This window comes from Bradyrhizobium sp. 186 (assembly GCF_023101685.1).
Lineage (GTDB): Bacteria > Pseudomonadota > Alphaproteobacteria > Rhizobiales > Xanthobacteraceae > Bradyrhizobium.
In genome coordinates this window covers 4,876,679-4,890,680 of record NZ_CP082164.1, presented here as the reverse complement: position 1 = coordinate 4,890,680, position 14,002 = coordinate 4,876,679, and the positions used below count along the sequence as shown (strand labels likewise).

Below are 14,002 nucleotides of genomic sequence, written 5' to 3'. Positions count from 1 at the left end.
CAAGACGTTCAAGTGAGCGAGATCATTGCCAGCCTCGCGATTTGGTTGTAGCCCGGATGGAGCGAAGCGTAATCCGGGAAGGCCCTGACGTGGTTCGCTATCGGCGCAATTTTGTCCCCGGCGGGACCTTCTTCTTCACCGTAACGCTGGATGATCGAAGATCGTCCGCGCTGGTCGATCATGTCGGAGAACTTCGCGACGCATTCCGCGTGGCTCGCACCGAAAGAGCTTTCACCATCCATGCAATCGTGGTCCTGCCGGATCATCTGCATGTCATTATGACGCTTCCCGACGCTGACTCGGACTTCTCGGGCCGATGGCGGCGGATCAAGAGTCTCTTCACGCACCGGCTGGCTGCATCAGGCGCACCGATTTCCCGCAATCATCGCGGCGAATTCGCTTTGTGGCAAAGACGATTTTGGGAGCACACCATTCGCGACGACGCGGATTTCGAACGATGCGCCGATTACATCCACTTCAATCCAGTCAAGCACGGCCTCGTCCCATCGCCGTCAGACTGGCGGTATTCGTCGCTCCATCGCTACGTCCGCGCCGGCTTGCTGCCTTCCGATTGGGGAGGAGCCGGTCAGATGGACGGCAATTTCGGCGAACGCGGCGACTGATCCCGGATTACGCTTGCGCTCCATCCGGGCTACGGACTCCATCAATTCGTCTCTTGTAGCCCGGATGGAGCGAAGCGCAATCCGGGAACACGCCAACCACATTGTTCACCAGCGCGCGTGGCACAGCACCCGGATTGCGCATCGCTCCATCCGGGCTACCGATCCCATCTACGACCGCAACCCCGGAGCCTCCTGCCCGGTGCGCGCGACGTATTCGGTGTAGCCGCCGCCGAATTGATGGATACCCTCCGCCGTCAGCTCCAGCACGCGGTTGGACAGGACGCTGAGAAAATGCCGGTCGTGCGAGACGAACAGCATGGTGCCCTCGAAATCCGACAGCGCCGTGATCAGCATCTCCTTGGTGGCGAGGTCGAGATGGTTGGTCGGCTCGTCCAGCACCAGAAAGTTCGGCGGATCGAACAGCATCTTGGCCATCACCAGCCGGGCCTTCTCGCCGCCCGAGAGCACCCGGCAGCGCTTCTCGACATCGTCGCCGGAGAAGCCGAAGCAGCCGGCGAGCGCGCGCAGGGAGCCCTGCCCCGCGGTCGGAAACGCGTCCTCCAGCGACTGGAACACGGTGCGCTCGCCGTCGAGCAGGTCCATGGCGTGCTGGGCGAAATAGCCCATCTTGACGCTGCCGCCCACCGCCACCGTGCCCTCATCGGGCTCGCTCGCGCCCGCGATCAGCTTGAGCAGCGTCGACTTGCCGGCGCCGTTGATGCCCATCACGCACCAGCGCTCGCGGCGGCGGATCATGAAATCGAATCCGTCATAGATCCGCTTGCTGCCGTAGCCCTTGAAAACCTTCTTCAAGGCGACGACGTCCTCGCCCGAGCGCGGCGCCGGCGGAAAGTCGAACGCCACGGTCTGGCGGCGCCGCGGCGGCTCGACCCGCTCGATCTTGTCGAGCTTCTTGACCCGGCTCTGCACTTGCGCGGCGTGAGAGGCGCGCGCCTTGAAGCGCTCGATGAACTTGATCTCCTTGGCGAGCATGGCCTGCTGGCGCTCGAACTGGGCCTGCTGCTGCTTCTCGTTCAGCGCACGCTGCTGCTCGTAGAACTCGTAATCGCCCGTGTAAGTGGTGAGCGAGCCGGAATCGATCTCGACCACCTTGGAGATCACGCGGTTGATGAACTCGCGGTCGTGCGACGTCATCAGCAGTGTGCCTTCGTAGTCGTGCAGGAATTTCTCCAGCCAGATCAGGCTTTCCAAATCAAGATGGTTGCTCGGCTCGTCGAGCAGCATGACGTCGGGGCGCATCAGGAGAATGCGAGCGAGCGCCACGCGCATCTTCCAGCCGCCGGAGAGCGCACCGACATCGCCGTCCATCATCTCCTGGCTGAAGCCGAGGCCCGACAATGCTTCGCGCGCGCGGCCATCGAGGGCATAACCGTCGAGTTCCTCGAAGGCATGCTGCACCTCGCCGTAGCGCGCGATGATATCGTCCATCTCGTCGGCGCGATCGGGATCGGCCATCGCGGTCTCGAGTTCGCGCAACTCGGCCGCCACCGCACTCACCGGCCCTGCCCCGTCCATGACCTCAGCCACGGCGCTGCGGCCATTCATCTCGCCGACGTCCTGGTTGAAATAGCCGATGGTGATGCCGCGATCGGTCGAGACCTGCCCCTCGTCGGGCAGTTCCTCACCGGCGATCATCCGGAATAGCGTGGTCTTGCCGGCGCCGTTCGGGCCGACAAGACCGATCTTCTCGCCCTTGTTGAGAGCGGCGGAAGCTTCGATGAACAGGATCTGGTGGCCGGCTTGCTTGCTGACGTTGTCGAGGCGGATCATGAGGTCTTTTTGGGGGAATTGTTGCGTTGCGGCGTAGTAGTCCATGCCGGCCGCCAGGGGAAGCCCGGCCGGGCCCGGATCTGGGCAGCTCTACCAAATCCTTAGCAATTTTGCGCCAGAAACACCTGCATGCCCGCCGAACCGGCGCGGGTCGAAACAACGCCTCCTGGAAACATCCGAGGAATCCCCATGAAACATCGATTTCGCCTTGCCGCGGCCGCCACGCTGCTGCTGGCCTTTGGCGGAGCTGCCACGGCCCAGACGCTTCCCGATTACATGGCGCCGATCTCCGGCAGGAGCACGGCCGCGCCTGCCGACATCGCAACCAAGGACGTGCTCGCGCTGAACACCGGCATGTTCGAGCTCTACGGCGATGCTGCAAAGGTGTTCCAGAAGAACATTCTCGACAAGCACCCGGTGATCCTCGGCCTGTTTTCCGGCGCCGGCGGACGTCTGATCCTGTATCGGCCGGGCCAGCCGCCGCTCGACGCACCCCAGGTGCCGGTCGTCTATCAGCTCCTGAAGTCGGTCGGCCATAGCACCATGGCGCTGGCCGAGGTCGTCGGCCCCTATCTCGATAATCCCGACAACAAGTCGTGGCGCGGTTCGATGATGGCCTATCGCAGCCGGATGCAGTCGGCGCTCGAGACCCTCGACGCGACGCCGATGCAGGCCGATTGGCGCGACAACAACCGCACCATCCTGCAAAACAACCTGGCCTTCATGGACGAATGCGTCGCCAGCGGCGTCATTCCCTTCGCGAGGCTCGAAGCCTTCGGCAAAAAGCAGGCGCCCTTCCTCGCGAAAAACGTCGCCTGGGCGGCCCAGACCCAGGTTGCGCATTGGATGAGCGTGCTGGGGGATTGGAAGACACAGCTCGGCCCGGACTGGGAGAAGGCCTATGCCGCCAGCAACACGATCTACGTGACGCGGCAGAACAACGTGATTTTCAGCGTGCTCGCGCAATTCTTCGGCGCCGATGCCATCAATTCACGCCTGCTGCTGATCGAAACGGTTTCGTTCACCACGACGCCGGCCGACATGCTGGAGTCGCTGACGCGGATCATCGCCGATCGCTCGGTCGGCGCGTTGTTCTTCGGCAATTATCACCTGATGGACTACGAGTTGATGGGAGGCGACGGGCGCGCCGCGATCATCGCGGAGACGGCAAGGCGCGGCATGACGCCGTTCCTGCCGCCGCCGGTTCCCTTCGGTTCCAAGCAGTGGCCGACCCTGATCACGCCGGGATCGGGTCCTGCCACGATCGCCGACCTCAAATAGGTTCCGGATGTCGGGACACGAGGGCGGCCGCGTCGCTGCTGCCGCCTTCATGTGTTGGTAAGGCCTTCGCCCTTTCTATGGTCGTATGACGAATCATGACGGATTCGAGCTAGCGTCGGCGCGTACCTTCGGGCATCGATGCCGTCAGCATCATGATGTCCTCGAAACCTTGTACAAGGATCTGATCATGGAGCCTTCGCGACGCGAGTTCGTGAAGTGGTTATCCGCAGGAGGCATCTCGGTCAGCCTGTCGCATCTTGCTTCGGCGGCGGGAGTTCCCTTCGCGGCCCACGAGACGCTGCCTGGACGCGGCAAGTTCAACCCCGCAACAAAGGGCACCGGCCGTGTCGACGGCGTCGCCAAGGTCACCGGCGCAAAGCTTTACGCCTCCGACTTCCGCGCCAATGATCTGCCGGGCTGGCCACAGACCACCTCGCACGCGATCCTGGTGCGCGCCAATGACGCCACGCATGTCTACACCGGCATGGACCTCGCCCGCCTGAAGGGCGCGCTGAAACCCTCCGTCGTCGTGAGCGCTGATGATCTCGCGCGCATCGGCACGCAAGTGCCGGAGTTCTACGCCGGCGACCTGTTCTGCCCGCCCGGCAAGACGCCGCTCTATCTCGGACAACCCGTCGCGCTCCTGATCTTCGAAAAGTTCGACGCCTTCGACCAGGCGCGCCTCGCCCTGCGCGACGGCACCTTCGTCAAATTCGGCGAGGAGACCGGACCGGTAATAGCGCCCGATTACGGCTCCTACCGCTTCACGCGTGTGGCAGGTCCCTCGCATGAGAAGCCGGACGTCTATTCGCCGATCCAGGCCGGCTGGGTCACGCCCAAGAAGGTGCAGAACGCAGCACTTCCGGTGTGGTCACCGCTCGCGAAGGAAATGCCGCCCGATTATGTCAAGGCCGCCAAATATGGCGAGCAGATTCGCGCCGAGCTCGCCGCGGACGACGCCTCGCTGCTGGTGCTCGACCGCGAGTTCGAGACGCAGTCGGTCGATCCGATGTTCCTGGAGCCGGAATGCGGGCTCGCCTGGTACACCGGCAAGGGCGGCAATCTCGAGCTGGTGCTCGGCGTGCAGTCGCCCTATGAGGCGGCGGAGTCGCTCGCGTTTCTCATGGCCAAAGCCCGCGCGCCTTACAAGCCAGGCCATATCAACGCGCAGTTCGGCCATGTCGGCGGCGGCTTCGGCGGCCGCGATCACACGCCGTTCATCCTCTACGTCGCGCTGGCGGCGATCTGCTTTCCCGGAAAACCGGTGCGGCTGGCGCATGACCGCTACCAGCAATTCCAGGGCGGCATCAAGCGCCACCCGATCAAGATGCGCTCGCGCATCGGCGTCGACCGCGCGACCGGCATCATCAAGGCCTTCGCTGCCGACCACGTGCTCGACGGCGGCGGCCTCGCCAATTTCTCCGCCAACGTTGCTACCGTCGCCGCCACCGCCGCGATCGGCATCTACGACATCCCCAAGGTCGACGTCACGACGGTCGTGGTGCATTCGCGCGGCGTGACCGCGGGCTCGATGCGCGGCTATGGCGCGCTCCAGACGCTGACCGCGATCGAGACACTGATCGACGAGGCGGCGGGCGAGCTCAAGCTGGATCCGATTGAATTCCGACGGCGCAATGCGCTCAAGCAGAACGGCCGGACCATGACCGGCAATCCGTACATCGTCTCCGTGCGCACGCCCGAAATTCTCGACAAGCTCGAAAAGCATCCAATCTGGCAGCAGCGCGCGCAATTCAAGCAGAGCGCCTCCGACCGGCTGGTCGGCACCGGCGTTGCCTGCGTGACCAAGGACTACGGCGCCGGCGCGGACTGCTCGCTCGGCCGCGTCGAGCTCGGAGCCGACGGCAAGATTGCGATCTTCTGCGATCATGTCGAGATGGGCAACGGCATCGGCACGGCGCTGGCGAACCGTGTCGCGAACCATGTCGGCGCCATCGCCGACGAAGTCTCGATTGCCCGGGTCGACGGCTATGAGGCGCTCGGCCTGGTCACATCAGGCGATCCCTACACGATGGATCAAAAGACCCAGGATGCGGCGCAGAGAAATCCACGCTGGGTGCCCAGGATCAGCTCGGCGACATCAGCCTCGGTCGGCGCCCATGTCGGCACCCATTCCTCCGCGGAGGCCGCCCGAATCATCTTCCGCTTCGGCCTGTGGCCCGCGGCGCTCGAATTGTGGCGCATCCCGAAGACAGATCCACGCGCCACGCAATGGGCGAGCGCGGCCTGGCAAAACGGCCAGCTCGTGATGCCCGGTCTCGAACCGCTGGCACTCCCCGTGCTCGCCGCAACAGCCCATGCCCGCGGCTTCATCACCGGCGCGATCGCGCACAGCTTTTCGCGCTGGGCCTGGTCGCGCGCACGCTTTCCCCTCTTCGGTGAGCAACATCGTGCCGAGATCGACGCGCTCGCGATCCGCCGCGGCAATGGCAAGTTCGAACGGATCAATCGCACCAGCGTCACGTTTCCACCGACCAACAATAACCGGATCGGCACCGCCTACACATCGATGTGCGGCGCGCTGGTCCGTGTCGAGATCGAGCGCGCGACCGGGAGCTTGCGCATCGCCAAGGCCTATAGCGTGCTCGAATGCGGCACCGCGCTCGTGCCGGAGGTCGTGATGGGCCAGACCCAGGGCGGCTTCGCCATGGGCGTCGGCTACGCGCTGCTCGAAACCTTGCCGCCGTTCGAGGGCGGCCCCGGCAACGGCGAATGGAATCTCGGGCGCTATCTCGTCGCACGCGGCTCGGACCTGCCCTTGCGCGATCTCGAGATCGAGATGCTGAAGGCGCTGACGCCGGACGAGCCGCCCAAGGGCATGGCTGAAGTCGTGATGGTCCCGATCGTTCCAGCGCTGATCAACGCCATCCACGACGCCACCGGCCACCGCTTCCGCGCGCTGCCGGTCACATCAAACCTCCTGAAGGGAGTGCTCGCGTGACGACCCTCAGCCTCACCATCAACGGCCAGAAGCACGGTCCGATGGACGTCCGCGACGACCTCTCGATGAACGATTTTTTGCGCGAGATGCTCGGCATGACCGGCACCAAGTTCGGCTGCGGCGCCGCGCAATGCCTGAGCTGCGCCATCATCGTCGACGACCCCGACGGCACCAGCTCCACCAGCCCGACCTGCGTCGCTCCCGCCGTGAACTTTGACGGCAAGTCGATCCGGACCGTCGAGGGGCACGCCAAGGACGGCGAGCTCTCGATCCTGCAAAAGGCCTTCATCAATCACTTCGCGTTCCAATGCGGCTATTGTACCGCCGGCTTCCTCAACGAGGGCCAGGTGCTGCTCGAGCGCCTGGCACGCGCGCCGGTGCCGCGCGAGGCGCTGGAGCAGACCATTGCGGATGCGCTCGACGGTCATCTCTGCCGCTGCACCGGCTACATCAAATATCACGAGGCGGTGCGCGACGTGATCCTCGCCGATTCAAACCGCTATCTCATTGCTGCCAAGTGAGTGGGCTTGAGGGGACACGAGCCATGATCTCCCATGCGCGATTCAAGACGATTGCCGTGATCGCGGCGCTCGCGAGCAGCCTGTGCGCGGCCTACGCGGCCTCGGAGACGGCGAGCCATGCGCTAGCATCGCCCGAGAGTTTCGCTGGCATCAGCGACACGGAAAAGCGCTCGGCGGCGGTCTTCACCGAGCTTGGAAAAGTCCTGACACATCCGCGTTGCACCAATTGCCATCCGGCCGGCGACAGGCCGCACCAGGGCGATAATGCCCGCATCCATCAGCCGCCAGTGGCGCGCGGCGCCGACGGCCACGGCCTGGAGGCGATGCGCTGCAACACCTGCCACCAGAAGGCCAATTTCGAGCCCGGCCGCATGCCCGGCCATCCCGACTGGCATCTTGCTCCACTCGAAATGGCCTGGGAGGGCAAGACCGTCGGCGAGATCTGCGAGCAGATCAGGGATCCCGCACGCAATGGCGGACGCAAGGTGGAAAACCTGATCGACCATATCGGCAAGGACACTCTCGTCGGCTGGGCCTGGAAGCCCGGCTTCGGCCGCTCGCCCGTGCCGGGCAAGCAAGAGCAAGCCGGCGCGCTGGTCGAAGCTTGGGTGAAGACCGGGGCTGCGTGTCCGGCACCGTGACGCGAAGGCGAGCACTCATAAACTAAATGTCGGCTTCCGAGGGTAAAGCGGAAGTCGCCCCGCTTGGTCGTCATCGACGGCTGTGACCCCAAGCCGACTCTTACGCCGTTAGCAGTGCAGGGGTGCAGACGACCAAGACGGTGTAGGGGCAATGCTCGATCTCTTTGAGGCGGCCCTAGCCCGATCCTACTACAAACTTTCAAAGCATTGATTTGGAGCATACCCTGAGAGAGATCGCTCGTGGTTCAAGTGTTTTAGGGGCATTCCCATGGCTTGGCTCTTCCTGCTCGTTGCTGGCCTGTGTGAAATCGCCTGGGCGATCGGGCTCAAATTCACGGAAGGCTTCGCGCGCCTTTTACCGACAATCGGCACAGTCGTCGCTATGGCGGCCAGTATTGGGTTCCTCGGAATCGCGCTTAAGTCGCTGCCGGTCGGTACGGCCTATGCGGTGTGGACGGGCATTGGCACTGTTGGCACCACGGCGCTCGGCATCTATTTATTTAACGAGCCCCTGACGTTGCTTAGGCTTACCTGTATCGGCTTTATTCTATTGGGCATAATCGGACTGAAAATCACCACTTAGGCGGAACGGTGCGACGAGACGAATTGGAAGTCGGCTCAAAAATAGCTCTTCAACGTGCCGCGCCGTCGGACGTCGAGCGTGGCGCAATGGAAGCCGCCACCAAATGCCGCATAGTGTAAGAACTCACAGAGAATCGGCTCGAATCCCCAATTCTCCAACGCACGCGTCATTGCAGTATGATGTGGATCTACGATGACGCGCTTCTCGTCGACCATCAGTACGTTCATGTTGAGCCATTTCCCGCATAGCGAAGTGATCCTGAGCATAGGATCGGTTATTGGGTCGGGCTCGGGGGCCACGAGGATGTCCCATCCTTTCAGGATGGCCGGAAGGTGGTTGACGTCTATGTATTCGGGATTGATCAGAATCTTGCCGGGCCCAAGCGGCAATATGGTGGTGTCGATGTGCATTGGATTGGGACAGCGGCTCTCAATCTCATGGATGCGATAACCGTCGCCAAGGTGGCGACGCAGCCATTCAATACCAGACGCATTGGTGACGTTGCTGCGGGTCACGAACAGGTCGCGCCCGCAGCGAAAGAAGTCGGCGGCGTCAAAGACCGGCTCGAATTCGGTGAGGATGTATGAGATCGGCTCGCCTTTCTTGGGGACGCGAAATTCTGGGTCGAACAGTTCGTCCGTCAGTTGAGGTCTGGGCGCGCTCGTCCACCGCGCGCCACGTTGGAAATAGTCCTTCAGAATCGGACGATAGGAATGCGTCTCGAAGTACCGACAGGGCCAAACCATTGGGGTTTCAATGATCTCGTCGCCGATCACGAGCATGCTGTCGCGCGGGCAGGAATTGCAGAAGCCGCGCGAGGACCATTCCGGCGTGCTGAAGCGCTTCCTGTGGTCGACGGCGTCCGGCCGCCTTACGATGATACCCAGCGACTGCAGCAGCGCAACCAAAACATCAAGCTCACGCTGAGCCGGTTCGATCATGATCTTTGGGTAACGGAAGCCTGCGACCAGCGATTGGGCACGCGCCGCCATGCCCGGAATGTTGCAGGTGACAACCGGATGATCGGACGGGATAACCGCACCCTCAAGCCTTCCGACTATCACTTCCTCCAGCGTGCCCCACTCGTTGTGTGAGCTCACCGGAGAAACTTGGCCCGATGGGACGGCATCCGAACCGCGAACGCGTGTGACCATGTCCATGCATGAGGCCCTCTGTGCGCTACAACCGCCGCAGGTCCAGGGAGTTCCAGAGGTCCGACCGCGGTCGCCGGGTCGAGTCGCAAATCCTTGGTGTCGCCTGCTGTGCCCTAAACGGACCAACCGGCCCGATCTGGAGATGTCCGCTTTTTGCGGGAAGACCGGAAGCGAATTGGCAAAGGATCAAGGCGGCGCTTTTGACCCGAAATTGATGTGCACGCCGGCGCCCCATAACGGACATCCGACGCGGATCGCTTCCGATTGTGCTCTTTACCTCAACTGGCCAGCCTATTCGGCCAGTTCGCGCATGACCTTGATTAGATCCGACTTGCCCTCGAAGCCGATGCCCGGAATGTCCGGCATGACGATGTGACCGTCTTGAACCCGGACCGAATCCGGGAATCCGCCGTAGGGCTGGAAGAGGTCCGGGTAGCTCTCGTTGCCGCCGAGCCCTAGACCGGCGGCGATGTTCAACGACATCTGGTGACCACCGTGCGGGATGCAGCGCGACGGCGACCAGCCGTGTTGGGCTAGGACGTCCAGGGTCCGGAGATATTCGACGAGACCGTATGACAAAGCACAGTCGAACTGTAGCCAGTCGCGGTCCGGGCGCATGCCGCCGTAGCGGAGCAGGTTGCGAGCATCCTGATGCGAAAACAGGTTCTCGCCCGTGGCCATCGGACCGGGATAGAATTCGGCGACGGCGGCCTGGAGGGCGTAGTCGAGCGGATCGCCGATCTCCTCATACCAGAACAGCGGGTACTGGCGCAGCATTTTGGCGTAGGCGATGCCGGTCTCGAGATCGAAGCGACCGTTGGCATCGACGGCGAGCTTGGCCTGCGACCCGATTTCCTTGAGCACGGCCTCGATGCGACCACGGTCCTCGTCGATCGACGCGCCGCCGATCTTCATCTTCACGACGTTGTAGCCGCGGTTTAGATAGCCGCGCATTTCCGCCTGCAATGCGGAGTTGTCCTTGCCGGGATAGTAGTAGCCGCCGGCAGCGTAGACAAAGACCCGCGGGTTGGCCTCCTTGCCCTTCATTTCGGCCAGCAGGCGGAACAGCGGCTTCCCGGCGATCTTGGCGGTCGCATCCCAGATCGCCATATCGAGCGTTCCGACGGCGACGGAACGCTCGCCGTGACCGCCGGGCTTCTCGTTCGACATCATCTTCGCCCAGATGCGATGCGGATCTAGATTGGTACCCTCGTCGTTGAGCAGGCTGGCGGGTTCGGCTTCCAGAATGCGGTCGCGAAAGCGCTCCCGGATCAGTCCGCCCTGACCGTAGCGGCCGTTCGAATTGAAGCCGTAGCCGATCACTCGCCGCCCGTCGCGGACGACGTCGGTTACGACGGCGACAAGGCTGGACGTCATCTTCGAGAAATCGATGTAGGCATTCCGGATCGGTGACGAGATTGGTTTGGTCGTCTCGACCACATCTACGATACGCATGGCATTCTCCCTTTGAGTTGCTGACTCGGATTAGTGGGTTGTCTCGGGAAGTTCGTATTCGGCTGTGATGGGCTCCTTGCCATGAAGCCTCATGGCCTCCGCTGCCTGCTTCTGGTCGAACGCGCCGTCCCACTTGGCGATCGCGATCGTAGCGACCCCGTTGCCGATCAGGTTGGTCACGGCACGAGCTTCGTTCATGAAGCGATCGACGCCGAGCAGTAGAACGAGCCCGGCTACGGGAACGGTGTGGATCGAAGAGAGGGTCGCGGCGAGCGTCACGAAGCCGGCGCCAGCGACGCCAGCGGATCCCTTCGACGTCAGGAGAAGCACGCCCAGCAGAACGATCTGGTCGCCGAAGGAAAGATCGGTGTTCGTCGCCTGGGCGACGAAGATGGCGGCCATGGAAAGGTAGATCGACGTGCCGTCGGCATTGAACGTGTAGCCGGTGGGCAGCACCATGCCGACGACGGTCTTGTCGCAACCGAGCCGCTCGAGCTTGACCAGCATTTGCGGCATCACCGCTTCGGTCGAGCAGGTGCCCAGTACTATGAGGATCTCGTCCTTGAAGTAACGGAAGAACTGCGGCAGCGAAAAACCGGTCCACGTCGCGATGCCGCCGAGCACCACGACGACGAAGAGAATGGTGGTGACGTAGACACCGAGCATCAGATAGCCGAGCGACCAGAGCGTCGCGATCCCGTACTTCCCGATCGTAAACGCGACCCCCGCCCCGGCTCCCAGCGGGGCGAGGCGCATCACCATTGCCACGACCCGGAACAGGGCGTGCAGTAGGATGTCGATCACGTTCACCAGCGGCTTGCCGTAGTCGCCGAGTTGAACCATGGCGATGCCGATCAGCACCGAAACCAAGATGACCTGCAGCATCATTCCCTTGGCGAAGGCGTCGACGATCGTGGTCGGGATGATGTCGAGTAGAAACTGTACGAAACCGTGGTTGCCGTCGGCGGCTTTTACGTAGGCCGAGATCGATCCCGCATCGATGTGGCTGGCGTCGATGTTCATGCCAACGCCTGGCTTGATCACGTTGACGACGACCAGGCCGATCACCAAGGCCAGCGTCGAGACGACCTCGAAGTAGATCAGCGACTTGACACCGATCCGGCCGACTTCCTTGATGTCGCTCATCTTGGCTATGCCGACGACGACCGTACCGAAGATGATCGGCGACAGCAGCATCTTGATCAGTTTGATGAAACCATCGGCGAGCGGCTGAAGGCTGGTCCCGACCTGAGGCCAGAAATAGCCGACCAGAGCGCCGAGCAGGATGGCAAGGAGGACCTGCACATAGAGTTCGCTCAAAAATCCGAATGATGGCGCTTTTCTCAATGTTTTCTTCCCTGATAAGTGAGTTGTGCTGGGCCTTGGCCGGCCTCTGTAGCTGTTTGGAAAGGGCCGCTCCGGTGTCCGGAACGACTTCCGTGCTGCTGCTGTGTTATGTAGCCTGCAGTGATCCGTAGGCTTCAGGTGGGGAGAAGGCTAATGCTGTTGCCGAGAATAGTTATGCCGTTTCGGCATTACCGATGGAGCTGATCTGGTTGGAGGACTATCTGGCTCTCTCTGAGACCTTGAGCTTCTCCAAGGCGGCCGAAGCCCGTCACGTCACCCAGCCGGCCTTCAGCCGGCGGATCCGGGCATTGGAGGACTGGGTGGGGGCGCCGCTATTCGTTCGCACGACGCACAGCGTGACGCTCACGCCCGCCGGCGAGCACTTCCACACCCAGGCAGAGATCCTGACCAGAGCGCTTCATCAACTGCGCCGCGAGACCCTCGAAGTGGCCGGACGGGGCGCGGGACCGCTATCGATCGCGGCGACGCACGCACTGTCGTTCACGTTCTTTCCGAAGTGGGTCCGGAGCAGCGAGAAGATCCTCGCCTTGGGCAATCTCAATCTCGTTTCCGATAGCATGCTCGCTTGCGAGCGGATGATGCTCCGGGGCGACGTGTCGTTCCTGTTGTGCCACTATCACCGCAGCATGGGCAGCCGGCTCGATACCAGGCAATTCAAGAGCATCGTCGTGGGTACCGACACGCTCCTTCCGCTCAGCGCGGCGGGCGCCGGCCGGAAGCCGCGGTGGTCGCTGCAGAGCGACGAGACCATCCCCTACTTGGCCTACAGCCCGCAGTCAGGGCTGGGCCGCATTGTCGCAAGTCAGTTGGCGAAAAGGAACCTGAAGAAGATCTTCACCTCGCATCTCGCCGCGACGCTGCTATCGATGGTCAGGTCCGGAGACGGTGTCGCCTGGCTTCCTCGAACGCTGGCCGAAGACGACATCAAGGCGGGTTCGCTAGTCGAGGCCGGCGATGCCAAGTCCGTGATCCCGATCGAGATACGGCTCTTTCGCCCGGCAGCACGACAGAGTCACGAAGTTGAAGCTCTGTGGTCGGCATTCGAAGCTGCAGAGGTCGGCTGAAGAAACACTCGGCTGCCATGATGACGACCACGCGCACCTTCTTCCATCCTTCGAGCCCGTGCTTCTCGGCCGCCATCGGAATAGCGCCGGTCAGGATCCGAAGGCCGCAAGCCCCGCCGCGGCGACCTGCGCGTCCTGGGTCGATTGCATGCCTGATACGCCGATCGCGCCGATCACCCTCCCGTCGCGCACGATCGGAAGGCCGCCTTCCAGAGGCGTCAGATTGGTCATGCCCAGAAGCCGCAGATGAAGGCCGCCGTCGGCAAGCGCGGATTCGAACGCCCCCGTCGACCGCCTGAAATCGACCGCCGTTTTCGCCTTTTGCTGAGCGACAAGCACGCTGCCATGTTGCGCCTGATCGAGACGGTGTAGCAGAACGAGATGGCCGCCGCTGTCGGTGACGGCGATCACCATAGGCCATCCATGACGTTGCGCTTCGCCGCGCGCCGCGTCGGCGACGAGCGCTGCCTCGTCGAGCGTTATAGGGGCACCATAGAGAGGCGTCAGCGCCGCAACAGGCGCGCTTGCCGTAAAGGGGTCAATTTTCGTCATGGAGAGCTCC

General features: G+C 62.7%; 13 protein-coding genes. 7 read left to right on the top strand and 6 right to left on the bottom strand.

All coding sequences use genetic code 11. The features are described 5' to 3' along the window. Nucleotides 1-8: 8 nt before the first annotated feature. The gene (locus tag IVB18_RS23335) at nucleotides 9-266 is read right to left on the bottom strand and encodes a hypothetical protein (RefSeq protein ID WP_247991980.1); all 258 of its coding nucleotides are present in this window, start codon (nucleotides 264-266) and stop codon (nucleotides 9-11) included. Between IVB18_RS23335 and IVB18_RS23330 the strand changes: the two genes are divergently transcribed. Next, nucleotides 147-623: a transposase gene (locus IVB18_RS23330; protein ID WP_247991714.1), complete on the top strand. Its 477-nt coding sequence runs from the start codon at nucleotides 147-149 to the stop codon at nucleotides 621-623. The genes IVB18_RS23335 and IVB18_RS23330 overlap by 120 nt on opposite strands. Nucleotides 624-791: 168 nt before the next feature. Here the strand turns inward: IVB18_RS23330 and IVB18_RS23325 are convergent, their stop codons facing one another. After that, a complete protein-coding gene (locus IVB18_RS23325) occupies nucleotides 792-2,414 on the bottom strand; it encodes an ABC-F family ATP-binding cassette domain-containing protein (protein ID WP_247991713.1) in 1,623 nt (540 codons plus the stop codon). Nucleotides 2,415-2,603: 189 nt separating this feature from the next. Between IVB18_RS23325 and IVB18_RS23320 the strand changes: the two genes are divergently transcribed. From IVB18_RS23320 to IVB18_RS23300, 5 genes are all read left to right on the top strand, one after another. After that, nucleotides 2,604-3,695, top strand: a complete 1,092-nt coding sequence (locus tag IVB18_RS23320; RefSeq protein WP_247991268.1) for a hypothetical protein — start codon at nucleotides 2,604-2,606, stop codon at nucleotides 3,693-3,695. 187 nt (nucleotides 3,696-3,882) lie between these two features. Then, nucleotides 3,883-6,654 (top strand): molybdopterin cofactor-binding domain-containing protein, encoded by a 2,772-nt coding sequence (locus tag IVB18_RS23315; protein WP_247991267.1) that lies wholly within the window; start codon nucleotides 3,883-3,885, stop codon nucleotides 6,652-6,654. Continuing rightward, nucleotides 6,651-7,175, top strand: coding sequence for a (2Fe-2S)-binding protein (locus tag IVB18_RS23310; RefSeq protein ID WP_247991266.1), 525 nt, complete (start codon nucleotides 6,651-6,653; stop codon nucleotides 7,173-7,175). The genes IVB18_RS23315 and IVB18_RS23310 overlap by 4 nt, the downstream gene beginning before the upstream one ends. 23 nt (nucleotides 7,176-7,198) lie before the next feature. Continuing rightward, on the top strand, nucleotides 7,199-7,816 hold the full coding sequence (locus tag IVB18_RS23305) for an Isoquinoline 1-oxidoreductase subunit (protein WP_247991265.1): 618 nt from the start codon (nucleotides 7,199-7,201) through the stop codon (nucleotides 7,814-7,816). 268 nt (nucleotides 7,817-8,084) lie between these two features. Further along, nucleotides 8,085-8,399 (top strand): multidrug efflux SMR transporter, encoded by a 315-nt coding sequence (locus tag IVB18_RS23300; RefSeq protein WP_247989714.1) that lies wholly within the window; start codon nucleotides 8,085-8,087, stop codon nucleotides 8,397-8,399. Between the two features lie 35 nt (nucleotides 8,400-8,434). Here IVB18_RS23300 and IVB18_RS23295 read toward each other — a convergent pair whose 3' ends face one another. From IVB18_RS23295 to dctA, 3 genes are all read right to left on the bottom strand, one after another. Then, nucleotides 8,435-9,559: an amidinotransferase gene (locus IVB18_RS23295; RefSeq protein WP_247991264.1), complete on the bottom strand. Its 1,125-nt coding sequence runs from the start codon at nucleotides 9,557-9,559 to the stop codon at nucleotides 8,435-8,437. Between the two features lie 285 nt (nucleotides 9,560-9,844). Next, the gene (locus IVB18_RS23290; protein WP_247991263.1) at nucleotides 9,845-11,008 is read right to left on the bottom strand and encodes a mandelate racemase/muconate lactonizing enzyme family protein; all 1,164 of its coding nucleotides are present in this window, start codon (nucleotides 11,006-11,008) and stop codon (nucleotides 9,845-9,847) included. A gap of 30 nt (nucleotides 11,009-11,038) precedes the next feature. After that, nucleotides 11,039-12,355 carry a C4-dicarboxylate transporter DctA gene (gene dctA / locus IVB18_RS23285; protein ID WP_247991262.1) on the bottom strand — a complete coding sequence of 439 codons (1,317 nt, stop codon included), beginning with the start codon at nucleotides 12,353-12,355 and terminating at the stop codon, nucleotides 11,039-11,041. Nucleotides 12,356-12,549: 194 nt separating this feature from the next. On the opposite strand from dctA, the gene IVB18_RS23280 reads away from it, so the two are divergent. Beyond that, a complete protein-coding gene (locus tag IVB18_RS23280) occupies nucleotides 12,550-13,440 on the top strand; it encodes a LysR family transcriptional regulator (protein ID WP_247991261.1) in 891 nt (296 codons plus the stop codon). A gap of 90 nt (nucleotides 13,441-13,530) precedes the next feature. On the opposite strand, the gene IVB18_RS23275 is transcribed toward IVB18_RS23280, so the two are convergent. Then, a complete protein-coding gene (locus IVB18_RS23275) occupies nucleotides 13,531-13,992 on the bottom strand; it encodes a heme-binding protein (RefSeq protein WP_247991260.1) in 462 nt (153 codons plus the stop codon). Between the last annotated feature and the right edge of the window lie 10 nt (nucleotides 13,993-14,002).